21 protein-coding genes are annotated in these 24,240 nt (G+C 60.6%); 13 read left to right on the top strand and 8 right to left on the bottom strand.

Going from position 1 to position 24,240, the window contains the following annotated elements; all coding sequences use genetic code 11:
- Positions 1-160 precede the first annotated feature (160 nt).
- Positions 161-1,090 carry a GlxA family transcriptional regulator gene (locus tag ACOYQJ_RS06475; RefSeq protein ID WP_422905187.1) on the top strand — a complete coding sequence of 310 codons (930 nt, stop codon included), beginning with the start codon at positions 161-163 and terminating at the stop codon, positions 1,088-1,090.
- Here the strand turns inward: ACOYQJ_RS06475 and pyrH are convergent.
- Complete coding sequence (gene pyrH, locus ACOYQJ_RS06470) at positions 1,087-1,818, bottom strand: UMP kinase (protein ID WP_422905186.1); 732 nt, start codon at positions 1,816-1,818, stop codon at positions 1,087-1,089. The two genes, ACOYQJ_RS06475 and pyrH, sit on opposite strands and share 4 nt — an antisense overlap.
- Before the next feature lie 120 nt (positions 1,819-1,938).
- Between pyrH and miaA the strand changes: the two genes are divergently transcribed.
- The 6 genes from miaA to ACOYQJ_RS06440 all read left to right on the top strand — a co-directional run bounded on the left by miaA (position 1,939) and on the right by ACOYQJ_RS06440 (position 10,391).
- Positions 1,939-2,850 (top strand): tRNA (adenosine(37)-N6)-dimethylallyltransferase MiaA, encoded by a 912-nt coding sequence (miaA, locus tag ACOYQJ_RS06465; protein ID WP_422905185.1) that lies wholly within the window; start codon positions 1,939-1,941, stop codon positions 2,848-2,850.
- Positions 2,847-3,692, top strand: a complete 846-nt coding sequence (locus ACOYQJ_RS06460) for an AraC family transcriptional regulator (protein ID WP_422905184.1) — start codon at positions 2,847-2,849, stop codon at positions 3,690-3,692. Before miaA ends, ACOYQJ_RS06460 begins: the two co-directional genes overlap by 4 nt.
- 222 nt (positions 3,693-3,914) lie before the next feature.
- Positions 3,915-5,585, top strand: coding sequence for an ABC transporter substrate-binding protein (locus tag ACOYQJ_RS06455; protein WP_422905183.1), 1,671 nt, complete (start codon positions 3,915-3,917; stop codon positions 5,583-5,585).
- 116 nt (positions 5,586-5,701) lie between these two features.
- Positions 5,702-6,748, top strand: a complete 1,047-nt coding sequence (locus ACOYQJ_RS06450; protein ID WP_422905182.1) for an ABC transporter permease — start codon at positions 5,702-5,704, stop codon at positions 6,746-6,748.
- Between the two features lie 12 nt (positions 6,749-6,760).
- Entirely contained in the window at positions 6,761-8,203 is a 1,443-nt protein-coding gene (locus tag ACOYQJ_RS06445; protein WP_422905181.1) for an ABC transporter permease, read from the top strand.
- Positions 8,204-8,303: 100 nt separating this feature from the next.
- Positions 8,304-10,391 carry a dipeptide ABC transporter ATP-binding protein gene (locus ACOYQJ_RS06440; protein WP_422905180.1) on the top strand — a complete coding sequence of 696 codons (2,088 nt, stop codon included), beginning with the start codon at positions 8,304-8,306 and terminating at the stop codon, positions 10,389-10,391.
- Positions 10,392-10,448: 57 nt separating this feature from the next.
- Here the strand turns inward: ACOYQJ_RS06440 and ACOYQJ_RS06435 are convergent, their stop codons facing one another.
- On the bottom strand, positions 10,449-11,054 hold the full coding sequence (locus tag ACOYQJ_RS06435) for a lytic transglycosylase domain-containing protein (protein WP_422905179.1): 606 nt from the start codon (positions 11,052-11,054) through the stop codon (positions 10,449-10,451).
- Positions 11,055-11,207: 153 nt separating this feature from the next.
- Here ACOYQJ_RS06435 and ACOYQJ_RS06430 point away from each other — a divergent pair, with 153 nt between their 5' ends.
- Positions 11,208-11,723, top strand: a complete 516-nt coding sequence (locus ACOYQJ_RS06430; protein ID WP_422905178.1) for a single-stranded DNA-binding protein — start codon at positions 11,208-11,210, stop codon at positions 11,721-11,723.
- A 139-nt stretch (positions 11,724-11,862) separates the two neighbouring features.
- Complete coding sequence (locus ACOYQJ_RS06425; protein WP_422905177.1) at positions 11,863-12,927, top strand: site-2 protease family protein; 1,065 nt, start codon at positions 11,863-11,865, stop codon at positions 12,925-12,927.
- A 101-nt stretch (positions 12,928-13,028) separates the two neighbouring features.
- On the opposite strand, the gene aroB is transcribed toward ACOYQJ_RS06425, so the two are convergent.
- Together aroB and ACOYQJ_RS06415 are read right to left on the bottom strand one after the other, a co-directional pair.
- Complete coding sequence (gene aroB / locus ACOYQJ_RS06420; RefSeq protein WP_422905176.1) at positions 13,029-14,141, bottom strand: 3-dehydroquinate synthase; 1,113 nt, start codon at positions 14,139-14,141, stop codon at positions 13,029-13,031.
- Positions 14,138-14,710, bottom strand: a complete 573-nt coding sequence (locus tag ACOYQJ_RS06415) for a shikimate kinase (RefSeq protein ID WP_422905175.1) — start codon at positions 14,708-14,710, stop codon at positions 14,138-14,140. Before ACOYQJ_RS06415 ends, aroB begins: the two co-directional genes overlap by 4 nt.
- A gap of 97 nt (positions 14,711-14,807) precedes the next feature.
- Between ACOYQJ_RS06415 and ACOYQJ_RS06410 the strand changes: the two genes are divergently transcribed.
- From ACOYQJ_RS06410 to ACOYQJ_RS06400, 3 genes are read left to right on the top strand one after another with little or no spacing between them, the layout of a single operon-like run.
- Entirely contained in the window at positions 14,808-14,957 is a 150-nt protein-coding gene (locus ACOYQJ_RS06410; protein WP_422905174.1) for a hypothetical protein, read from the top strand.
- Between the two features lie 28 nt (positions 14,958-14,985).
- Positions 14,986-16,452, top strand: a complete 1,467-nt coding sequence (locus tag ACOYQJ_RS06405; protein ID WP_422905173.1) for a hypothetical protein — start codon at positions 14,986-14,988, stop codon at positions 16,450-16,452.
- The gene (locus ACOYQJ_RS06400; protein WP_422905172.1) at positions 16,449-17,375 is read left to right on the top strand and encodes a site-specific tyrosine recombinase XerD; all 927 of its coding nucleotides are present in this window, start codon (positions 16,449-16,451) and stop codon (positions 17,373-17,375) included. The genes ACOYQJ_RS06405 and ACOYQJ_RS06400 overlap by 4 nt, the downstream gene beginning before the upstream one ends.
- A gap of 92 nt (positions 17,376-17,467) precedes the next feature.
- Here ACOYQJ_RS06400 and ACOYQJ_RS06395 read toward each other — a convergent pair whose 3' ends face one another.
- On the bottom strand, positions 17,468-18,286 hold the full coding sequence (locus ACOYQJ_RS06395; protein WP_422905171.1) for a metallophosphoesterase family protein: 819 nt from the start codon (positions 18,284-18,286) through the stop codon (positions 17,468-17,470).
- A gap of 69 nt (positions 18,287-18,355) precedes the next feature.
- Here ACOYQJ_RS06395 and ACOYQJ_RS06390 point away from each other — a divergent pair, with 69 nt between their 5' ends.
- Complete coding sequence (locus ACOYQJ_RS06390; RefSeq protein ID WP_422905170.1) at positions 18,356-19,663, top strand: HlyC/CorC family transporter; 1,308 nt, start codon at positions 18,356-18,358, stop codon at positions 19,661-19,663.
- On the opposite strand, the gene ACOYQJ_RS06385 is transcribed toward ACOYQJ_RS06390, so the two are convergent.
- The 3 genes from ACOYQJ_RS06385 to ACOYQJ_RS06375 form a co-directional block, all read right to left on the bottom strand.
- The gene (locus ACOYQJ_RS06385; protein ID WP_422905169.1) at positions 19,635-20,759 is read right to left on the bottom strand and encodes a histidine kinase dimerization/phosphoacceptor domain -containing protein; all 1,125 of its coding nucleotides are present in this window, start codon (positions 20,757-20,759) and stop codon (positions 19,635-19,637) included. The two genes, ACOYQJ_RS06390 and ACOYQJ_RS06385, sit on opposite strands and share 29 nt — an antisense overlap.
- 105 nt (positions 20,760-20,864) lie before the next feature.
- Entirely contained in the window at positions 20,865-21,671 is an 807-nt protein-coding gene (locus tag ACOYQJ_RS06380) for a hypothetical protein (RefSeq protein ID WP_422905168.1), read from the bottom strand.
- Between the two features lie 84 nt (positions 21,672-21,755).
- Positions 21,756-24,176: a GcvT family protein gene (locus ACOYQJ_RS06375; protein WP_422905167.1), complete on the bottom strand. Its 2,421-nt coding sequence runs from the start codon at positions 24,174-24,176 to the stop codon at positions 21,756-21,758.
- Between the last annotated feature and the right edge of the window lie 64 nt (positions 24,177-24,240).

Genomic DNA, 24,240 nt, shown 5'->3' with positions numbered 1-24,240 from the left:
ATGCCAATTAGTCTGCATTTCATGCACAATCTTCCTGGCAACGCTCAAAATGGGCAGGTCCCACCACGTCAACAAAGTATTTACCGTTTTCGTGCACAAAAGTCCCTGAATACCGGACGAGCCGCCATTAAATGCCTAAAATCATGCACGAAAGTCAGATATGCAGGTCTCCATCATAGTCTTTCCCGGAACACCTATTTTGACTTATGCGCTGATCCGCGAAGTTCTGACATTGGCCAATCGATGCTCTGGGCGCGAATTGTTCAACTGGCAGACCCGCACCGTCACCGGCCAAGAGATTGATACCTTGGAAGGTATCCCACTCGCCCCTAGTGCGACCGGGTGGGACGGTGCCGAAGCGACGGACCTTGTGCTGCTATGCGCCGGGGCCAGGCCTTTACGGCACCTTCCCTTTGGGTTTCGTGGCTTTCTGGCCCGTGCTGACAAAGCTTCGTCGACTTTGGGCGCGATCGGGCCTGGCACAGTGGTGCTTGCGGAATTGGGTTTGCTGAATGGACGCGAGGCTGTTCTGGAAGATGCCGAAAAGCCTGAACATCAAGGGCGCTGGCCACAAGTCGCGCATTCCGATGCGAAATATTGCCTTGATCGCGAGAGGCTGACTGCCGGCAGTGGAATGGCAGGCGTCGATGCTCTTTTGGCATGGGTCGCGCGCACGGTCGCGCCGTCATTGTCGGCGCAAATCTCTGAAGCGCTGGCTTTGGGCCGTTTGGCCGTTGCGGGCGACAGCCAGAAATTGCCGCGCGCATCTGATCCGGTTCTGATGCGGATGCAGGCTGTCATGGCCGCCAATCTTGAAAACCCGATCCCGCTGGACGCCGTCGCGCGTGAATTGGATCTGAGCCCCAAGCAAATGCGCACCCGTTGCCAGCACGGACTGGGCCAAACGCCAATGCAAGCCTATCTCGAACTCCGCCTGACCCGGGCAAAAACTCTGGTCCAGGACACCGAGCTTAGCGTTCAGGAAATTGCCGCAGCGACAGGATTCGTCTCACCCTCGGCCTTTACCCGAAGCTACAGGGCTCTGTTCGGAGAAACGCCGCGCACCAACCGCGCGGCCCGCCGCCATTAACTGTGGACGCGGGTATAGGTGCCCTTCCCGGCCAGGATCCCCTTGAAGCCACCCGGCTCGTCCAGCGAAAACACGATGATCGGCAGGTTGTTGTCGCGCGCCAGAGCAATCGCGCTGGCGTCCATGACGTTCAGGTGCTTGGCCAGAACCTCGTCATAAGTCACGTCGTCATAGCGCACCGCGTCAGCGTGTTTGACCGGGTCCTTGTCATAGACACCGTCCACCTTTGTCCCCTTGAAGATCGCCTCGCAAGCCATTTCATTTGCACGCAAAGTTGCAGCGGTGTCGGTGGTGAAATAGGGGTTGCCGGTGCCCGCGGCAAAAATGCAGACCCGCTTTTTCTCAAGGTGGCGGACGGCGCGACGACGGATGTATGGCTCGGCCACTTCATCCATGCGGATCGCCGAGATCACCCGGGTAAAGACGCCCAGACCTTCCAGCGCGGATTGCACGGCAAGCGCATTCATCACGGTCGCCAGCATGCCCATGTAATCTGCGGTGGTCCTTTCCATCCCCTGCGCGCTGCCGGCCAGACCGCGGAAAATGTTGCCACCGCCGATCACCATGCAAATCTCGACGCCCATGTCGTGCACGGTCTTGACCTCATTGGCGATGCGCTGGACGGTCGGCGGGTGCAGGCCAAAGCCCTGATCCCCCATCAAAGCCTCGCCTGAGATCTTCAACATCACGCGCTTGAATTTTGTTTCTTGCGTGCCGCTCTCGCTCATGTTGCGCTCCGTCTTGGCTGGGGGATATGATCGCGCCATGTTTGGCGCAAAACCGCAGCGGCTGCAATGGCTCGGCGCCGCAATGCGGCGATGCCACGAGGAAAGAGTGGATCACACAAGATGACGACGTCGCAGATGCAGGCCGCCAGCGCAGTGGCGCGTGGGTTCGATCCTGCGCGGCATGTGCTGATCGCAGGCCCCACAGCGAGCGGAAAGTCCGCGCTTGCATTGGCGCTGGCCCAAGATCAAGGTGGCGTGATCGTCAACGCAGACGCCATCCAAGTCTATGAAAACTGGAGAATTTTGACAGCTCGCCCCTCGGCAGCGGAAGAGGCTTTGGCGCCGCATGCACTGTACGGCCATATCCCGGGCGAGGCCCCCTATTCCGTGGGACAATGGCTGCGCGACGTGGCCGCTTTGCTGAACGGATCAGAGCGGCTGATCATAACCGGAGGCACCGGGCTTTATTTTACGGCGCTGACGGAAGGTTTGGCCGAGATTCCGGAAACGCCACCGGACATTCGCGCAATGGGCGAAGAGCGTTTGGAACATGACGGGCTAGAGGCGATCATCGCCGAACTTGATCCGGAAACCGCCGCGCGGATCGACCTGAACAACCCCGCCCGCGTGATGCGTGCCTGGGAGGTGCTGCGCACGACCGGGAAAGGGTTGGCCGCTTGGCAAGACACAACGCCGCCGCCGCTCTTACCGCTGGATCATGCGCAAACTGCCCTGTTTGATGCGCCAAAAGACTGGCTGACCCCAAGGATCGAAGGACGTTTTCGCAAGATGATCGACGCAGGAGCCTTGGACGAAGCACGGGCCAACCTGGGCAGTTGGTCGCCCGCCCTGCCCTCGTCCAAGGCAATTGGCGCAGCCGAACTGATCGCCGTGGTCAAAGGCGAGATGACTCAGGAGGCCGCCTTTGAACGCGCCACGATCCTCACTCGCCAATTCGCCAAACGCCAAAGGACATGGTTTAAAGGGCGGATGACGCGCTGGCAAAAAATTCACCCGAAGGTCTTGGCATGAGCACGGTTCCGTCTTTTTTGCGCAAGGCGATGCCGCCAGCCCCAGCGCCGCGGGGGCCGGTAAACTGCGGCTCGTTCGGGCTGGCCGTTCAAGGGGCGAGCTGGAAGTACGACCTGCAACACGACCGCTCCGAAAACTTCCTGCTGTGGATCACGCGCGGACAGGGCCGCGTGATCGTCAATGGCGTGCGGCGCGGTGTCTCGATGCATACTGCGCTGTACCTGCCCGCCGGGACATTGTTTTCCCTTGAATTGCCCAACACCGTACAATCGCTGTATCTGGAAAGCCCTGCAGGGCTGACCGGGCAATTGCCGAAAGAGCCGCTGTTGCTGCGGGTGCGGGACAGCCTGTCTCAGGCTGAGTTGACTGGAACAATCGACTCGATTCAGCGTGAATTGCGCCAGCGCCGCCCCTATCTGGACGAAGCGATCGAAGCACATGTGGCACTTGTCGGGGTCTGGCTGAATCGGCAGATCCGGGAAGGCACCGTCGACAGCCCCAAGGAAACAGCCGCCGGGCGGCTGGCCAAACGCTTTGCCCAACATGTGACGCGCGATTTTCGCACGCCGATGTTGATGGGCGATTACGCGGAAATGCTGGACGTCACGCCAACTCATCTGACGCGCGTCTGTCGTCAAAGCTGCGGAAAAACCGCCGCTGACATCCTGACCGAACGTAAACTGCACGCGGCGCGCATGGCGCTGGAGGCGCCGAAACCGTCAGTGCAGGAGATTGCAAAGTCGCTTGGCTTTGCCTCTGCGGCCTATTTCACGCGGTTCATGCAGAACCACACCGGCCTGTCGCCAAGCGCTTTGCGCAGCCGATCGCGACATCGTGTTTAGGCGCAAGCTTATCGGAACTTTTCCTTGCACTTCCCAACTTGTCGCTTTTGAATAAGGAGGATGTCGTTTTTTGACCGCAAAACGGCGAAAGCAAGCGTTGACGCAGCTTGTCAACTTATGCGCAATGGGCGGGAACTGGGGCAAGGGTGCGCGGTCGACACAAGACAAGCGCCCGACAACAAGACCCCAACATATGAAATCTTGTGTCACAGGGAGAATAACATGACGCAATGCAACAACGGCGCCCGGGTACATCCGGCAGCCAAGATGTACGCGGAAGAATTCAAGACGGGCCAACTGGATCGTCGTGAATTCCTGACGCGGACCACGGCTCTGGGTCTGAGCGCGGCCGCGGCCTATGCGCTGGGAGGTCTGGGCAGCCCGGCAGAGGCCGCCGCGCATGCGCAGACCGGTGGCACCATACGCATCCAGCAAGAAGTGCGCGCGATCAAGGATCCGCGGACCATGGACTGGACGCAGATCTCGAACTTCACCCGCGGCTGGCTGGAATACATGGTTGAATACAACCGCGACGGCAGCCTGCGCGGTTTGCTGATCGAAAGCTGGGACACCAACGACGACGCCACCGAAGTCACTCTTCACGTGCGTCCGGGCGTGACCTGGAACAACGGCGATGCGTTCAACGCCGATGACGTCGTGCGCATGTTCGAATACTGGTGCGACAAGAATGTCGAAGGCAACTCGATGGCCGGCCGCATGGCGACGCTGATTGATGCCGACACCAACAAGCTGATTGAAGGCGCCGTCACCAAGACAGACGACCTGACAGTTCTGGTCAAACTGCCGGTGCCGGATATTTCGATTGTCGTGGGCATGGCCGATTACCCGGCCGCTGTCGTGCATTCGAGCCACAACCCGGAAACCATGCTGGACAATCCCATCGGCACGGGCGCCTACCTGCCGGAAACGCTTGAGGTCGGGGTCAAGGCCTCGCTTGTCAAGAACGAGAACCACAATTGGTGGGGCACCGACGCCGAAGGCATCGGCGGCGCTTATCTCGACCGGATCGAGTTCATCGACTACGGCACGGACCCCTCGGCATGGATCGCGGCGGTTGAATCCGAAGAAGTCGACATGCTGTATCAGAACGTCAATGAATTCATCGAAATCGGTGATGCCATCGGCTGGGAGAAATCCGAAGTCGTGACCGGCGCAACAGTTGTTCTGCGCTTCAACCAGCAAACGCTGGTCGGTGACAGCGCCCCCTACTCGGACCTCAAGGTGCGCAAGGCGCTGCAAATGGCCGTTGACAATGCGGTCTGCCTTGAGCTTGGCTATGCCGGGCTGGGCGTTCAGGCCGACAACCACCATGTCGCCCCGGTGCACCCGGAATACGCCGACATCGGCGGCACCGAGCTGAACCCCGGCGGCTCTGTTGCCATGCTGGAAGAGGCCGGCATGAGCGATTTCGAGCATGAGCTGATCACGCTGGACGATGGCTTTACCAAGAACACGGGCGACGCCGCAGCAGCGATGATGCGCGACGCTGGGATCAACGTGAAGCGCACTGTTCTGCCCGGCTCGACCTTCTGGAACGACTGGGCCAAGTATCCGCTGTCGATCACCGAATGGAACCACCGCCCCTTGGGCGTTCAGGTTCTGGCGCTGGCCTACCGTTCGGGCGAAGCGTGGAACGAAGCGGGCTATGCCAACCCCGAATTCGACGCCAAGCTGAACGCCGCCATGTCGATCGCCGACGCCGATGCGCGCCGCGTGGTCATGGCCGAGATCGAGAAGATCATGCAGGACGATGCTGTGATCATCCAGCCGTACTGGCGCTCGCTGTATCGCCACTACAAGCCGGGTGTGATCGGGGCCGAGATGCACCCCAGCTTTGAGATCCACGTCTACAAGCTGGGCTTCGCCGCCTGAGCAGAATGATCAAGGGCCGCAGTCGTTGCGGCCCTTTTTTTGCCCCTCATACGGGGGGCACGACCTGATAAAACCAGACGGGGACCACCCCGCAAAACCGACCGACAGGGGCGATCATGGGATTATTCATATTAAGGCGGCTCGGGGTGATGATCCTGACCGCGCTCGTTTTGACCTTTATCGTCTTCTTCCTGACGAACCTCTATCCAAACCTCGAAAAGCTGTCCAAGAGCGAGGGCAATTTTCGGATGACCGACGATCAGGTTGCGACCTATCTGGGCAACCGTGGCTATCTTGAACCCTTGCCGATCAAATATGCGCAATGGCTGGGTGTCGCGCCGGGCTGGGTGATCACCGGCACCGATGGCGAAACCCGCGCCCGCTGCGCCGAACCGGGCCAGCCCGCCGAGGAAGCTAAAAGTTTTTGCGGCATCATTCAGGGCGACTGGGGGTTTTCCACGGTCTTCAAGGAGGGCGTCGGCTCAATCGTCGCAACACGGTTGGCCCTGACCGGGCGGCTGATGTTCTGGGTGATGCTGTTGATGGTGCCCTCGGCGCTGCTTCTTGGAGTGCTGGCAGGCATGAAAGAAGGCTCGCCGCTGGATCGTTCTCTGTCGACCTTTTCCATCGCGACCACGGCAACGCCGGAATATGTCTCGGGCGTCTTGTTCATCGCGGTTTTTACCAGTTCGGCGGTGGGGTTAAAGTGGTTCAAGGGCACCGCTGCCAGCGCCATGGACAACCCGAACTTTGAGAATTTCTTTCTGCCGGTGCTGACCATCGCGCTGTATGGCATGGGCTATATCGCGCGGATGACGCGGGCCTCGATGGCCGAGGTCATGACCGCGCAATACATCCGAACCGCCCGACTGAAGGGCGTAAGTTTTCCGAATATCGTGATGCGGCACGCGCTGCGCAACGCGCTGATCGCGCCCTTTACGGTAATCATGTTGCAATTTCCCTGGCTGCTGAACGGCGTGGTCATTGTCGAGACACTGTTCAACTACAAGGGCTTTGGCTGGACGCTGGTTCAGGCCGCGCAGAACAACGACATCGAACTGCTGCTCGGCGTCTCGGTTGTCTCGGTCATCGTGGTTCTGGTGACGCAGCTGATTTCGGACATCGGCTATGTCTATCTCAACCCACGCATCAGCGTAAATTAAGGAGGGCTGCTCATGGAACCGCTTACATGGACCGGCAGCCTAGGCGCTGTGCTTGATCCAATCCTTTTCGTACTTGTCCCGGTGTTTCTGCTGTCCCTTGTCCTGCGGATGATCCTTTCGGTGTTTGAGCCCGACACCGGCATTCAGACCAATGCTGACGGCACGATCATCGCCACGGGCGGGGTTTGGGGGCTTGTCCGGATCGGGTCGAACTTTCTGGGACTTGCCGTCGTAGCGCTGATACTTGGATATCTGGTGATTGGCGCGCTGATGAACACCAGCGCCGGGATTGTCGGAGCTGTCAGTCACCAGTTCATCCCGGTCTGGATCGCGCTTGTGGTCACCTTTGTCCTGTCGATCCGCTACAAGCGGCGGTTGGGTCTGTACGGCAAGCTGTTCGACAGCACCGTTGGGATGATCGGGTTCGCGCTGGTGATGTTCTGGGTCTACACGGCCTTTTTCACCGCTGCATTTGACTGGATTGCCACGCATGAGGCGCTCAATCAGGCCTCGGGCATGAAGAACAAGCTGCCCGGAACGCCATTCAACGGTGCCGCCGAGGGGGAATACGGCTGGTATCTTCTGGGCGGCGACAATCTGGCCCGGGATGTTTTCACGCGGATGGTCAAAGGCAGCACGGTGGTCATTGCCATCGCGCCGCTTGCAACGCTGTTTGCCTTTATGGTCGGGATCACTCTGGGTCTGCCTGCGGGCTATTATGGCGGCAAGCTGGACACGGTGCTGAGCTTTCTGGCGAACCTGATCCTCGCCTTTCCGGTGATCTTGCTGTTCTACCTGCTGGTGACGCCGGAAATCCGCGCGACGGGCCTGCCGCAATACATGGCTGTCCTGTTGTTCATCTTTCCCATGGTCTTCATGGGTGTACTGATCCAGTCGCGGTTCCGCACGCAGCCGGGCAAGAACCTGAAATGGCTGGCGGTGGTGCTGGTGCCGATGTTTCTGGTCTATATGGCCGCGATCAACGCCCCGGACAGCCGCATATCCTTCTGGCCGCTGGACTTCATCCCGATGGATGGCGGATTGCTGACGGTCTTTGTCTCGGTGGTCTTCGTGAATTCGCCCACGGTGTTCCGCATCGTGCGCGGGCTGGCGCTGGACATCAAGACTCGGGACTATGTGGCCGCAGCGCAGACGCGCGGCGAACGTCCTTGGTACATCATGCTGTGGGAGATCCTGCCAAACGCGCGCGGCCCGCTGATCGTCGATTTCTGCCTGCGGATCGGCTATACCACGATCCTATTGGGAACCTTGGGTTTCTTCGGATTGGGCCTGTCGTCGGAAAGCCCGGATTGGGGAACCACGATCAACGACGGTCGCAAGCTGCTGTCGATCTATCTGCATCCGGCTTTGACACCCGCCTTTGCACTGTTGTCGCTGGTGCTGGGATTGAACCTGCTGGCCGATGGTCTGCGCGAGGAAAGCCTGCGCGATTGATGAAAGGGACGGATCGGGGGCCAGCCCCCGGACCCCCGGGATATTTTTGGACCGATGAAACCAGTGGCGTTTCTCTGTCCCTCCGATTGGGAGACAAGCCATGAAAGACACTTATGACGGGCCCATTCTGGAGATCGACCAGCTGTCGATTTCCTTTTTCACCCGGCTTCGTGAAATTCCCGCCGTGATGGATTTTTCCGTCAAGGTGATGCCCGGCGAGGCCGTCGGGCTGGTTGGAGAAAGCGGTTGCGGCAAGTCCACTGTGGCCTTGGGCGTGATGCAGGATCTGGGCAAGAACGGGCGCATCGTCGGCGGATCGATCCGGTTCAAGGGACAGAACCTGAACGAGATGAGCCAGGAGGGGTTGCGCGACATTCGTGGATCGCAAATCGCGATGATCTATCAGGAACCGATGGCCAGCCTGAACCCGGCGATGAAGATCGGCAAACAGCTGATGGAAGTGCCGATGATCCACCAAGGCGTGTCGGAAAAAGAGGCTTACGAGCGGGCCTTGCAGGTGGTCACTGACGTGAAGCTGCCCGACCCCAAGCGCATGTTGAACAGCTATCCGCACCAACTGTCAGGCGGACAGCAGCAGCGCATCGTGATCGCGCTGGCGCTGATGGCCGAACCTGCGCTGCTGATCCTTGACGAGCCGACCACGGCGCTGGACGTCACGGTCGAGGCGGCTGTGGTCGAACTGGTCAAGGAGTTGGGCAAGAAATACGGCACCTCCATGCTGTTCATCTCGCACAACCTCGGGCTAGTGCTGGAAACCTGTGACCGGATTTGCGTGATGTATTCCGGCGAGGCGGTGGAAACCGGCAGCATCGAAGACGTCTTCGACGAGATGCAGCACCCCTATACGCAGGCGCTGTTCCGGTCGATCCCCCTGCCCGGCGCCGACAAGAACGCGCATCCCTTGGTGGCGATCCCCGGCAACTTTCCCCTGCCTCATGAACGCCCCAAGGGCTGCAACTTTGGCCCGCGTTGCGATTACTTTGAGGCGGGTCGTTGCAATGGGCAAAAGCGCATTCCGATGGAAAAGATCGGCGGCGACGACCGGCATTTCTCGCGCTGTCTGAAGTTCAAGGAAATCGACTGGAACGCCCCTCCGGCCAACATCGTGACCAAGGAAAAGAGCACGCCGGGCAAGGTTGTTCTGAAAATGGAGAACCTCAAGAAATACTACGAGGTGGCGGCGAATGCGCTGTTTGGCGGCTCGGGTGCGACCAAGGTGGTCAAGGCCAATGAAACGCTGAGTTTCGAGGCGCGGGAAAGCGAAACACTGGCCATCGTTGGCGAAAGCGGTTGCGGAAAGTCGACCTTTGCCAAGGTGCTCATGGGGCTGGAGACGGCGACAGACGGGCAGATTCTGCTCGATAATCGGAACATAGAGAGCACTCCGATTGAATCGCGCGACACCCAGACCATTGCCGACATCCAGATGGTCTTTCAGAATCCATTTGACACGCTGAACCCCTCGATGACCGTTGGTCGGCAGATCATCCGCGCCCTTGAAATCTTTGGCATCGGCAAGAACGACGATGAGCGGCGCCAGAGGATGCTGGAACTGCTGGATCTCGTGAAACTTCCGCGCGCCTTTGCCGACCGCATGCCGCGCCAGTTGTCGGGCGGGCAAAAGCAGCGCGTCGGGATTGCCCGCGCCTTTGCCGGCGACGCGCGGATTGTCGTCGCGGACGAGCCTGTTTCGGCGCTGGATGTCAGCGTTCAGGCCGCAGTCACCGATCTGCTGATGGAAATTCAGCGTGAACAGAAGACGACGCTTTTGTTCATCAGCCACGATCTGTCGATTGTGCGTTACCTCAGCGATCGGGTCATGGTGATGTATCTGGGCCATGTGGTGGAGCTGGGCAGTACCGAGCAGGTCTTTGCCCCGCCCTATCACCCCTACACCGAGGCGCTGCTGAGCGCCGTACCGATTGCCGACACCAAGGTGCAAAAGCAGCATATCGTGCTTGAGGGGGATATTCCTTCGGCGATGAACCCACCGCCGGGATGTCCTTTCCAGACGCGCTGTCGCTGGAAAGACAAGGTGCCGGGCAGGCTGTGTGACACTGAGGTGCCACCGGTGCGCATGCTTGCCGAAGGGCATCAGGTGAAATGCCACCTGTCCGACGCCGAACTGGCCAGCATGGAACCGGTGATCAAGGTTGCTGCCGAATAGAAACGCAAAACGCCGGGGGCTGCCCCGGCGTTTCATTCTGCCATGGCAGCCGGGCCCTCAGCTGCCCCAGATTTTCTTCACGTAATTCCTGGTCTCGCGATACGGCGGCACGCCGCCATGCTTTTTCACCGCACCGGGACCTGCGTTATAGGCGGCAAGCGCCAGACGCCAGCTGCCAAAGGTCTGGTACTGCATCTTGAGATAGCGCGCGCCGCCTTCAAGGTTCTGGCGCGGATCGTTGGGATTGACCCCAAGCACCCGGGCTGTACCGGGCATCAACTGCGCAAGGCCAATGGCGCCCTTGTGCGATTTTGCCTTGGCGTTAAAGCGCGATTCCTGCTGCACCAGCCGTAGAAACAGGTCTTCGGGGACACCGTGTTTGCGTGCCGCCGCCCGGGCGAGTTCCACATATTCGCCACGATAGCTGCCGCGATACTGGGGCAGGTTGCCTTCCAGCGTGCCGTATTTCGTCGGTGTGACAACACTTGGCGGTTTAAGCCGCACCGAGTTGTTGTATTGCTGTGCCGCCCGGTTATCGAGCAGTTTCGTCTGGCTTGCGAACAAGCGCCAACGCCCCTGAGTCGAAACTTGATCCGCGCTGACGGTTGTTGCTGCAAGCGCGGCGATCAGCCCAAGGGTTAAGCTCCCGATCACTCGTACCATGCGTCTGTCCCATCAATTCATAACTTTTAATCCGTGGCACTATAACGGTCTTTGAGGATTCCACCAGCCCAGCGTAAAGCCCCCTTATGATCCCTGCCCGGCTGGTGTAAGTTGCGGCAAATTACTGCCGATAAGATTCGAAGGGAATGACGTATGGCCGGTTCGGTAAACAAGGTGATCCTGGTGGGCAATTTGGGGCGCGACCCCGAAGTGCGCACTTTCCAGAACGGCGGGAAGGTCTGCAACCTGCGCATCGCCACATCCGAGAATTGGAAAGACCGCAACACCGGCGAACGCCGCGAGAAGACCGAGTGGCACACGGTGGCCATCTTCCAAGAGGGTCTTGTCCGGGTTGCCGAGCAATATTTGCGCAAAGGTTCCAAGGTCTATATCGAAGGCCAGCTGCAAACCCGCAAATGGCAGGACCAGACCGGCAATGACCGCTACTCGACCGAGATTGTCTTGCAAGGGTTCGGCGGAACTCTGGTGATGCTCGACGGCCGCAGCGAAGGCGGAAGCGGCGGTGGCTACGGCGGTGGCTCGGGTGGCGGCGATTATGGCGGCCCCAGCGGCGGCTATGACGATCCTGGCTATGGCGGCGGCTCTGGATCCGGCTCCGGCCCGGCCCGTGCCCCGGCGCGCGACATCGACGACGAGATCCCGTTCTAGGGCGCGTCACATTCGACATTTCAGAGCGGCGCGAATGATTTCGCGCCGCTTTTCATTGGTGCGTCAGCTCAGCACGCTAGCGCCGGGGTGCCACAGCCCCTATCTGTTAGGCATATCAATCGGGTGATGGGGTGTCGCAATGACGTGGTCTTTTCCTTTGGGTCGACTATTCGGCTCTGAATTGCGGGTGCACGCGACGTTTTTCCTGCTGCTGGCCTGGGTCGGAGCCTCGGCATATTCGACCGGGGGGGCTTCGGCGGCGCTGATCAACCTCGGCTTTATCATCGCGCTGTTTGCCTGTGTCGTGGCACATGAATACGGCCATGCGCTAATGGCGCGGCGCTATGGGATCAAGACTCCGGACATCACGCTATTGCCTATCGGCGGTCTGGCCCGCTTGGAACGCATGCCCGAAAAGCCAAGTCGCGAGGTCGCTGTCGCCTTGGCCGGTCCCGCGGTGAATATCGTCATCTGGGCCGTGCTGATGGCGCTTGGAGCCTCGACCGATATGGAGGCGCTGGCCGATCCGACAACCACGGCCGAGTTTCTTGGGCGGCTCGCGGCGGTGAACCTGTTCTTAGCCCTGTTCAACCTGATCCCGGCGTTCCCGATGGACGGAGGCCGCGTACTGCGGGCACTGCTTTCTTCGCGGATGGACCGCGTGCGTGCGACTCGGATTGCGGCAACGGCGGGCCAGTTGACGGCATTCTTCTTTGGCTTTTGGGGATTGAGTTCGGGGAACCTGGTCCTCGTATTGATTGCCGTGTTCATCTTTCTGGCGGCACAGGCGGAATCCACCGATGTTGCCAGCCGCGACATTGCCAAGGATCTGTTTCTGCGGGACGCAGTGATCACCAGTTTCGAATCCCTCGCACCCAGCGATCCGATGCATGTGGCCGCGCAAACCCTGATCCGCACAACACAGCACGAGTTTCCGGTTCTGGATTCGGAGCGTCGTTTGGTTGGGTTCCTGACACGTGGCGCATTGTTCAAGGCCATGGCCGAGGGGCATAATTCCCATGCTGTGTCAGAGGCAATGACCACCGGAATTCCAGCTTTGCCACTGGCGGCCCCTTTGCAGCAAGCACTGGATGCCCTGGCCGAGGCACCTGCGGTGGCGGCGACAGACCGCGCCGGGCATGTTCTGGGCTATGTCACCCGTGAGAATGTCGGAGAGTTGATGGTTTTGCGCAGCCGGCGCTGAGCGCAGAGGTTTCGCCTTGCATACGCAATACGACCGGCGCGCCTTTGACGCGACACCCGGGATATTGGTGGACCAGTGATACCACCCGCCGGACCTTTGGGTCAGCACGCGGCTCGTTGTTCCTGCAACAACGACAGGACTTTGTCCCGTGGAACCTCGGATGTGACAAAGCTGTCGCCGATGCCGCGCGCGAGGATAAAGCGCAATTGACCGTCGATCACCTTTTTGTCCTGTCCCATGAGGTCAAGCAGAACTTCCGCCGAGGGCAGATCGCCGGGAATATCGCGCAAGTCGCGCTTCATCCCCATCGTGGCAAGGTGTTCGCGTAGGCGGCTGGGGTCTTCTTGAGCACAAAGGCCGAGGCGGGCCGAAAGTTCGAAGGCCAGTGCGCAGCCGATAGCGACACCCTCACCGTGCAATAGCCGGTCGGAATAGCCGGTGGCGGCCTCAAGCGCGTGACAGAAGGTATGGCCAAGGTTCAGCAGCGCGCGGTCGCCCTGTTCGGTTTCATCGCGCAGCACGATCTCAGCCTTCATCTCGACCGAACGTTTGACCGCATAGGTGCGCGCCTCGGCATCACCGGCGGCCGCCTTGGGACCGTTTTCTTCGAGCCAGTCAAAGAAGGCCGCATCGCCGAGCAACCCGTATTTCACGACCTCGCCGTAACCGGCAAGGAAATCGCGCGGGGTCAGGGTGGCCAGCATGTCGATATCGGCCAGCACCAGCGCAGGTTGGTGGAAGGCGCCGATCAGGTTCTTGCCTTGCGGTGCGTTGATCCCTGTCTTGCCGCCGACCGAGCTGTCGACCTGCGCCAGAAGCGACGTCGGGATCTGCACAAAACGTACGCCGCGGCGCAAGACCGCCGCAGCAAACCCCACCAGATCGCCGATAACGCCGCCGCCAAGGGCGATCACCACATCGCGGCGTTCGATCTTGTTTTCCAGCAGCCATTCAACGGTACGGGTGAAGTGCGGCCAGCTTTTCGTCGACTCGCCCGCAGGCAAGGTCAGGGCGACGCTCGCGATTCCTTCGGCGGCAAGCGCCGTGGTCAAAGTGTCCAGATGCTTTGCCGCGACGTTTTCATCGCTGACGATCGCCACGCGCGGGCGGTGCAGAAGCGGCGCGATTTCCGCCCCGGCGCGGGCCAAAAGCCCCTGCCCGATCCGCACCTGATATTCGCGCCCCGCCAGAGGGACCTCTACGATCTGGGTCATGGTTTGCTCTCCAACACATCAGGGCGGGTATCCAGCAAGGTCTGGCGGACGATCCCGGCCATCTCGTCCAGCGAACGATCCGCTTTCGAGATCACTGTGATATCGGCCAACTGGTATTGCGGCACCCGTTTGTCATAAAGCGCCTTGAGCGTGCCCTTTGGGTCCGCCGAGCGCAGCAAGGGCCGCGTATCCTTGTGTCGAACACGGGACCAGAGCACCTCGAGATCCGCATTCAGCCAGACCGAGACGCCCTTTTGCGAAATCAATTGACGATTGTCGGCAGACATAAACGCGCCGCCGCCGGTGGACAGAACACAAGGCGTACCATCGAGCAGCCGGTCAATCACCTGACTTTCCTTGCGGCGAAAGAACGGCTCGCCGTCACGCTCAAAGATTTCAGCGATGGTCATATTGGCGGCCTGTTCGATTTCGTGGTCCGAATCGCGGAACGGCACACCCAATTGCGCGGCAAGAGCACGCCCAACCGCTGTCTTTCCCGCGCCCATCATTCCGACCATCACCACAGTCTTGTGCAGGATCAACCCTTTATACCGCTTCCCTTCGGCCATCTTACGCCCATTCGTTTCTTCGTTGCGTGAATGACGTGAACGAGACAAAAAGGCTAGGTATAAACTCTAAAAAACGCCGAGGCAGGGAGACGCGCGCATGGGGCGCCTATTGAAATACTTGTTCTATCTTCTTGTTCTTGGGGCAATTGCCCTGGTGGGGTATGCATATCTTGGTCCATTTTTCGGCGCTGATTTCAGCCCGCCACAAACAGAGATTCGCGTGCCAGTCGAGCTTGATGCAAAATAAGGTCACTCATTTTCGTTTTCGATCCGCTTTGAGCGGTCTGCTGTGTGTCGGCGTATTTGCCGGATATGGCGCTGCCGTTTTTGCCCAAAGCGATCCAGTCGCCGATAGCGCCACCTCGCCGCAGGTTCAGGAAATGCCGCTGGGAGAACCCAGTGCAGGCGGTGCAGGTCTGTTGTCGTCCAAGGTCACCGGTCTTCCCGGCACGCTTTGGCTTGGATCTGACCCCGAAAGGTTGCGCACCCTGATCCGCGCCGCGCGGCCCGCCGTCCCGGCTTTGCGCGATCTATTGCATACGCTGATGCTGGCCGAAGCCGATCCACCTGCGCAGGGCGAGGCCGGGATCGCCCATCTGGGCGCGCGTTTGGACTGGCTGATCCAGCTCGGCGCCGTCGAACAGGCGCTTGCCTTGATCGATATCGCCGGTCACGACGATCCAGAGCTGTTTGCCCGCTGGGCTGATCTCAATCTTTTGTTGGGCCAGGCGTCGGCGCCCTGTAATGCGCTGCGCGCCCGGCCGGGTCTAAGCGATGATATTGCCCTGCGGATTTTCTGCACCGCGCGTGAAGGCGATTGGCAGCGCGCAACCCTACTTTTGGCCTCGGCACGCACTTTGGGTGACTTGCCGCCGCGCCGCATCGACCTGCTTGAACGGTTTCTCGATGACGAGATCGCCGCGGAACGCCCGCCACTGATCCCGCCCGTGCGCCCGACTCCGCTGGAATTCCGGTTGTTCGAAGCCATGGGCGAGCCGCTGCCAACGGCGCCGCTGCCGCTTGAATATTCAGTTCTGGACCTGAGCGGGGACAACGGCTGGCGCGCGCAGATCGAGGCGGCCGAGCGTTTGGCCCGTGTCGGCGCGATGCCGGCCAACCGGCTGCTCGGGCTCTATACGCTCCGAAAACCGGCGGCTTCCGGTGGGGTCTGGGACCGGGTTTCAGCGCTTCAGGATTTTGAAACCGCACTCAAGCGTGGCGCACCGGATGCGGTCGGCCTTGCCCTGCCCAAGGTCTGGTCGCAGATGGCCAGCGCCGGTCTTTTGGTCGCCTTCTCGGAACTCTTCGCCGACCAACTCGCACCATTGAATCTGACAGGCCGTGCGGCACGGATGGCGGCGCGCTCGGGCTTTTTGTCGCCGTCCTACGAAGACCTCAGCGCGCAGCTCGAAACTCAAAGCGATGAGACGCAGTTCCTGTCGGCGGTGGCGCGTGGACAGACGCCCCCGGCCACCGAAACGGTGGATCTGCCGCATGCGGTTGCCGTTGCGGCGGGGTTCTCGGGCGCACCGGTGCCCGAGGTTTTGACCGCGCAACTGCAAGAGGGCCGCCTGGGCGAAGTGATCTTGCGGACGGTGGCGATGTTCGCGTCGGGCGCCGAGGGCAATTCGCCGGATCTGACCGACGCGCTGACGACCCTGCGGTCGCTGGGGCTTGAGAATACGGCACGGCGCGCGGCACTGCAGGTCATGGTGCTGGACGCCGAGCGCGCGCGGCGATGAGCGCGCGCTTCTGGATATCGAACTTCCTCGAAGCCATGGCCGCCGAACGCGGCGCGGCCGCCAATACACTGGCCGCTTACGAACGTGACCTGAGCCACGTCGAAGACTGGTTAGGCGATCACGGCCGCGACTTTACCTCGGCCCAGAAATCCGACGTCGAGGCCTATCTGGTGCATTGTGACGAACAGGGCTTGTCGCGAGCGACCCGTGCAAGGCGTCTGTCAGCGATCAAACAGCTGTACCGTTTCGCCTTTGACGAGGGGCTGCGGGCAGACAATCCGGCGGTGCAAATTGCCGGCCCCGGGCGCGACAAACGCCTGCCCAAGACTCTGAGCGTCGAAGAAGTGGACCGGCTGCTGGACGCGGCCAAAGCGCATGGCCGGACCGAAGGTGACCGTCTGCGCAATGCCTGTTTGATGCAGGTGCTTTACGCCACGGGGATGCGCGTAACCGAGTTGGTGTCCCTGCCATTGGCGGCAGCGCGGGGCGATCCGCGCATGTTGCTCATTCGCGGCAAGGGCGGCAAGGAACGCATGGTGCCCCTGTCGCCGCCGGCGCGCGACGCATTGGCGCTTTGGTTGGCGGTCCGCGATGAACAGGAAGATATCGCGCGGATGGCGGGCAAAGCTGCCTCGAGCTTTCTGTTTCCGTCGCGTGCAAAGGCGGGGCATCTGACGCGCCATGCGTTTTACATGCTGATCAAGGAGTTTGCAGTCGAAGGCGGAGTATCGCCGGACAAGGTCACGCCCCACACGCTACGCCATGCGTTTGCGACGCATCTATTGGCCAATGGCGCCGATCTTCTGGCAATCCAAACCCTGCTGGGCCATGCGGATGTGGCCACGACCGAAATCTACACCCATGTGCTGGAAGAACGGCTGAAAGAACTGGTTCTGGATCACCATCCTTTGGCTCGGGATTGACCCGCCCGGGGTTTCGGCCCGCTGCCCTGTCGTCCTGCGGGCGCCTCCCTGTGATATTTTCAGACCCCTGAAATCGGCGGTGCAACAGAGTTTCAGCGCCGCAGGTCGGCTGGAAGAATATCCTCAGAAGGCCAATGCCCGTCCAAAAGGGCGACGTGATAGCCTTGGGTCAGCCCAGCCTGTTCCATCGCAGATGCGGCGCCTTCGGCGTCATAGTGCAGGTGATGAATTTCGGCCTCACCGTCTTCTTGCAGCACCGCATAGCGCGTTGCCTGATGCCCGTCGTGCGGCGGCATACCGATGACCCCGGCGTTGATCCATTTGATGCCCTCGATCATGCGTTGAAACGCGATCCCGCTGTGGCCAGCCAGAATACAAGCAGGCTTTATCGTGTCGTCACCCGCCTGCAGTTCAGCGATTTCACTGCGCAAGTCGGCACCCGATGAACTGGGCCAGAGGAAGCGGTTGACCTGCGTTGCACCGCCATGAAGGACGAAGATTTGCCCCATTGCGTGGTCAAAACGGATCATGTCCGGCAGGGTACCCATCCAATCACGGGCCTCGGGCGTCACGTGAGCGTTGGCATGGGCATACCAGCCTGCCGACAGCCTGTCGCAGGTGGTGCCTTCGTCAAACCCGCAGCCGCAATCCAGTGCGCCTTGCGCCAGTTGGCGCTCGACGTTGCCGGCGATAACCTGACAGCCCCAATCGCGAATTTCGGCAATTGTTTCGAGCGGATTCGCGCAATAGGCAACAACATCGCCGGTGCAGATGCAATTGCCTGCGGGGATGCCAAGCGACTTTGCCTGCGCGCGGACGGCACGGGTGGCCTGAAGGTTGGAATAGGGCCCGCCAAAGACCAGCAGATCGCCGGGGACCACCTGCCTGTGATGCATCGTCATCGGTATCATGGCCCACCCCCTTGATCGCAGCGCCCCGCGCCCCCATAACCACCCAAGCAATATAGGAAAGCCCTGAACATGGAACCCGAGACCAGCGTGCTCGACGCCGCCTTCTGGATCACATCCGCGTCAATTCTGGGACTGCTGATGCTCTCGGCCTTCTTTTCGGGGTCCGAGACCGCATTGACGGCCGCCTCGCGCGGAAAGCTGCGCGCCGGGGCGGACAAGGGATCACGCGGGGCGGAAAAGGCACTGCAGATCACCGAGGACAACGAGCGGCTGATCGGTTCGGTCCTGCTGGGCAACAACCTTGTGAACATTCTGGCGACATCGCTCGCGACCGCCCTGTTTACCCGAGCATTTGGCCAGAATGGCGTGGCGCTGGCGACGCTGGTCATGACCCTGCTGGTGCTGATTTTTGCCGAGGTTCTGCCCAAGACCTATGCCATCACCAACCCCGAAACCGCCGCCGCGCGCGTTGCCGGGCCGATTGCCGTGGTGGTGCGGTTGTTCGCGCCTGTGGTCTCGGCGGTACGTATTCTGGTGCGGGTGGTCCTGCGCATCTTTGGCGTGCAGACCGATCCCGACAGCCACATCCTCGCGGTGCGCGAAGAGATCGCCGGGGCCTTGCAACTGGGTCACTCGGAAGGCGTGGTTGAAAAGGAAGACCGTGATCGTATTCTTGGTGCGCTGGATCTGAGCGACCGCGCGGTTGAAGAAATCATGCTGCACCGTTCGGGGATCGAGATGATCAATGCCGATGCCGAACCGCAGGACATTCTGGGTCAGTGCCTTGAAAGCAGCCACACCCGCCTGCCCGTCTACAAAGGCGATCCGGAAAACATCGTGGGCGTGATCCACGCCAAGGATCTTGTCCGCGCGATGTACAAGATGTTCGAAGGCGCCCCCTCGACCGAGGAACGCTTCAAAGGGTTCAAGATCACCGATGTGGCGATGAAACCCTATTTCATCCCCGACACGACATCGCTGGACGATCAGATGCGGCAGTTCCTGCGTCGCCGGACACATTTTGCGCTGGTGGTGGACGAATATGGCTCGCTTCAGGGGCTGATCACGCTGGAGGACATCCTCGAAGAGATCGTCGGAGAGATCACCGACGAACATGACCCGCAGGCCGATCACACGATCCAACGCGCCGAAGACGGCAATTACTGGCTGGACGGGTCGATGACGATCCGCGATTTCAACCGTGCGACGGACTGGTCCCTGCCGGATGACGAGGCCAATACGGTCGCGGGGCTGGTCATTCACGAGGCTCAGATGATCCCGACCGTCGGTCAGGTCTTTTCGTTTCACGGCTTCCGGTTCGAAGTGATGGGCCGCGAAAACAACCGCATCACTCAGCTGAAAGTGCGGCCTTTGTAGAAATGGCCTCGGGCCGGTTCGGAATCACCAGTCGCAGACGGTACCCGCCCACGTCCGGCCCGGCCTGCAAGGTTCCGCCCAGTTGTTCCGCCGCAGCATCCATCAACCGCATCCCGATGCCGGTGCTGTCAGTCGCCGGAGCGCCGCCGCCTGAACCGTCATCCTCGCAGGCCAGCACCATTGCATCCTTTGTCGTCGTCAGTGCGATCCTGACCTGCCCTTTCGTTCCCTGCGGAAAGGCATGTTTGTAGGCGTTGGCGACAAATTCGCTTACAATCAAGGCCAGTGCCGACGCGGTTTGCGGTTCGGCCATCACGAACGCCAGATCGCTGTTCAGACGAATTCCCGGCGGCGCTTGTTGCGTCAGAAGGGACACCATGCGGCCCAGATAATCGTCCAGAGCGACTTCGCCCTGCGTGCCGGATTGGTAGAGCGCGGCGTGCAGCTCTGCAACAGCCGTCACCCGACGGTTGACCGCCTCAAGGATATCGCGGGTTTCATCGTATTGCGCGCGCATCCGATAGATCCGCAGGAAGGACGACACCGTTTGAAGGGAGTTCTTGACCCGGTGGTCGATTTCGTCGCGCAGCACTTCTTCGGCAGCCAAGGCCCGGCGCAGATCAAGCTGGCGCATCACCTGATCGGCCATGACGCGCAGAACCTCGCGTTGGGTATCGTCCAGGACCCGAGGTCTGTCATCCAGAACGCAGAGCGTGCCCAGCTTGCGGCCGGTGGGCGTGATCAGCGGAGCGCCAGCATAAAACCGCATCTCGGACAGCGGGCCGCAGCACAGAGGATTGTCCTGCGTGCGCGGATCTTCCAGCGTATCTCGGATTTCCGTCAGTTTATCCTGAAGGATCGCGTGTGAACAGATGGATTGTTCCAACGGGGTCTCGGGTGCCTCCATCCCAACGCGGGCCTTGAACCATTGGCGCGCCTCGTCAACAAGGCTCACCAGCACGACCGGCGCATCCAGAAGCCGTGCGACCAATGTAACAACGTCGTCAAAGGCGGCCTCGGGGGCGCTGTCCAAAACGTTGTAGCTGCGCAGCTCGGCCAGTCGCGCTGCCTGATCTTCCGGGATACCAGCCCGCATTCGTGTCGCCTCAAAAGATTCGCCAAGAAGGCGACTTTAGCAACTCATCAACGCCCTGCAACCAAACGTGCGCCCAATCTGGCTGCAATTCGCCAGCGCACATCGTCAGGCGTGGGTCAAAGTCCCAGCGGCCATTTGGCCTTTGGCCCAAGTCTCCGGCTTTGCCGTGACAACGTATGACGCAGTGCAAAGAATGATCGGCGCGTTCACCAGCAGGGTTGCGAGATCCATCAGGATGTCCGGCAGGGCTCCGATCATACCGGCCAGCGTATGCGTCAGCAAAAAGCCAGCAAACCAAATGGCGCCAAAGCCGACCGCGCCGACGACGATACTGGGAACATCCAATCTGCGCGCCGCAGTCTTGGGCAAGCCGATGGCCAGACACGGCATGGAATGACCCATCCACAACAAGATCCCGGCAAAACAGATCGCCAAGATGAAACGCGGAGCCCAGACCACAAAACCTTCGAGGAAGGCGCCGTTGTTTTCAGCGCTTCCCATCAGGAACGCCGATTGAAAGGAAACGTCTGTGGCCCCAAAGAGCCCCGACACGACATCCAAACCGGTGCCAAAGATGACGACGCCAAAGACGCTTCCCAAAGACGCCGCAACGCTGATTATGGCCGCTTGAAGTTGATAGCGACGGCGCTGCGCTGCAGGGGCCTTCGATTTCCTGAGACCCGGCATTTCTCCCAACAACTGCCAGCGGTGCCAGGCCAGCCCCATGCGCGCAAAGAAAAACGCTGTGAATACGATCTTCCACAAGGGAAATGGCAGCTCGAACGGCAGAGACATCAGCCATTCGCCCAACAGCGACGACAGGATCGGCGGCAGCGCGATCATCAGTGTCACTTTCGGGGTGCGCACAACGCTCGCCAAAGCGCTGCGAAATGAAGTCAGCTCCTGGTCCATTGATACCCCTTTGTCCGCTCGGCTCACGGATGAACGGTCAAAGGGGCGTCTTTGTGACGCGGTTGGTCCAAAACGGAGGAGTTTCTAGTCGCGCAACCGCCTGCCTTCGGGATCAAACGGGGGCTGTTCCAGAATGCGCGCGCTGTGCGGACGGCCAAGGATCATGACCTCCACGGCATCGCCCGGTTCGGCTGTCCCGGCTTTGACATAGCCAAGAGCAAGGCTCATCCCGACGCCATAGCCGTAACCACCTGAAGTGACACGGCCAATACCCTGACCATTCAGGAAAATCGGCTCTCCTCCGGTGGCATCGGCGTTGGAGGCTTTGGTCGCGTCTTCATCAATCTTAAGAATGACTAAATTCTCACGCGGGGCTTTATCAATGACTTGCAACAGCGCGTCTTTATTGAGGAAATCCTTGTCCAGCTTGCACAAACGGTCAAGCCTCACCTCTTGCGGCCAATACTCGGGGCTGTATTCTCGGCTCCAGGATCCGTAACCCTTTTCGATCCGCAGGCACATCAGCGCGCGGCTGCCCACCGGCCTTGCGCCCACCTCTTTGCCAGCCTCAAGCAGCGCCTGATACAGCTGCGCCTGATCCTCGGTCCGGCAGTGCAGCTCCCATCCCAGATCGCCGGTAAACGACACCCGCAGGGCAATCACCTCGACTCCGGCCAGTTCGATCCTGCGGCTGGCCATAAAGGGAAAGTCCGGCGTTTCAAGCGAAGCATTGGTCAGCCGCTGCAACATCTCGCGCGACCGCGGACCAGCGACGTTGAAACCGCACATCGCCTCGGTCATCGAGGTAACCTCGGTGCCCGCGGGCAGCGGCACGTCATTCATGAACCGCCGATGATAGCGTTCGGCCATGCCCGACCCAATGACCCAGAACTCCTGTTCCCCCAGACGGGTCACGGTGAAATCCCCGGCAATACCGCCGCGCTTGCCGATCAGCGGCGTCAGGCAGGATTTGCCAATGGCGCGCGGCATCTTGTTGGCGAACAGCGCGTTCAGCCACTCTTCGGCCCCCGGCCCGGTCACCCGATACTTGGCGAAGTTCGAGATATCGATGATCCCGGCGTGTTCGCGCAGATTGCGCGCCTCGCGCCCGACGCTGTGCCACCAGGGCTGCCGGGTGAACCCGGCGCTGTCCGGGGTATCGGCATCGAAATACCCCGGATGCTCCCACCCGAAGTTGAGCCCAAAGACCGCGCCCATCGCCTGTTGCATCTCATAGATCGGACGGCTGCGCACGGGTCGCCCTGCGGCGCGCTCTTCGCCCGGAAAGTGGATCTTGAAGCGGTGCGCGTACTGGTCCATCACCCGCGCTTTGGTAAAGGCCTCCCCGGCCCAATCGCCAAAGCGCGCGACATCCCAGGCAAACATGTCGTACTGCATTTCGCCTTCGATGATCCATTGCGCGGCCATCAGGCCCATGCCGCCGGACTGGCTGAAGCCAGGGATGATGCCATTGCAGCAGAAATAGCCGCGCAGTTCCGGAACCGGCCCCATCAGCACGTTGGAATCCGGCGACCAGATCATCGGCCCGTTGATCACCCGCTTGATCCCGGCCTCGCCGACACAGGGCACCCGGTCGATCGCACGCATCATGTTTTCTTCGATCCGCTCCAGATCATCGGGGAACAGGTCATGCGCAAAATCCAGAGGGGTTCCGCCCTCGGCCCAAAGCCGCACGTCGCGCTCATAAGCGCCGATCAGCAGGCCCTGTCCCTCTTGACGCAGATAATATTCGCCGTCGCGGTCGGCGACGGACGGCAGGCGGCGATCAAGGCCAGCGATCTCGGCAATGGTCTCCGTGACAAAATATTGATGCTCGGTCGGTTGCAAAGGCAGCTTGATCCCGGCCAGAGCCGCCACTTCGCGCCCCCAAAGCCCGGCGGCATTGACCAGCCAGTGCGTGTGAATATCACCCTTGGGCGTGCGGACGATCCATGTGCCATCGGGCTGCGCCTCGGTCGCTGTCACCGGGGTAAAGCGATGGATTTCCGCGCCGCGCGCCCGTGCCCCTGCCGCATAGGCGGCCGTCACCCCGCTTGGGTCGACGTTGCCGCCATCCGGTTCATACATGATGCAACGAATGCCATCGAAATTGACCAAGGGATGCAACCGCTCGGCCTCATCAATGCTGACCTCGTGGAAGTTCATGCCGTAAAGCCGCGCCTTGGCCTCTTGCAGGCGCAACTGGTGTTCGCGCTCTTCGGTCTGTGCAAGGTACAAGCTGCCCGGCTGGAAAACACCGCAGCCCTGCCCGGTCTCGGCTTCGAGTTCCTTGTACAAATTCATCGTATAATGTTGCAGGCGGCTGATATTGGTGCTGTCGTGCAACCCATGAATGTTGGCCGCCGCATGCCATGTGCTGCCGCTGGTCAATTCGTCGCGTTCCAAGAGCACCACATCGCACCAGCCCAGCTTGGTCAGATGGTACAGAATGGAACAACCGATGACGCCGCCACCGATGACGACCGCCTGAGCATGGGTGCGCATGAAACCTCTCCGCTTAACCTGACGCTCACCCTGCCCCAGCGCCATGTCGCACAATCGCCTGTTA

The sequence above is a fragment of the Pacificoceanicola algae genome (assembly GCF_049341065.1).
In the GTDB taxonomy this organism is placed as follows: domain Bacteria; phylum Pseudomonadota; class Alphaproteobacteria; order Rhodobacterales; family Rhodobacteraceae; genus Pacificoceanicola.
The sequence above is the reverse complement of the archived record's forward strand: the minus strand, read 5'-3'. Positions and strand labels throughout refer to the sequence as shown.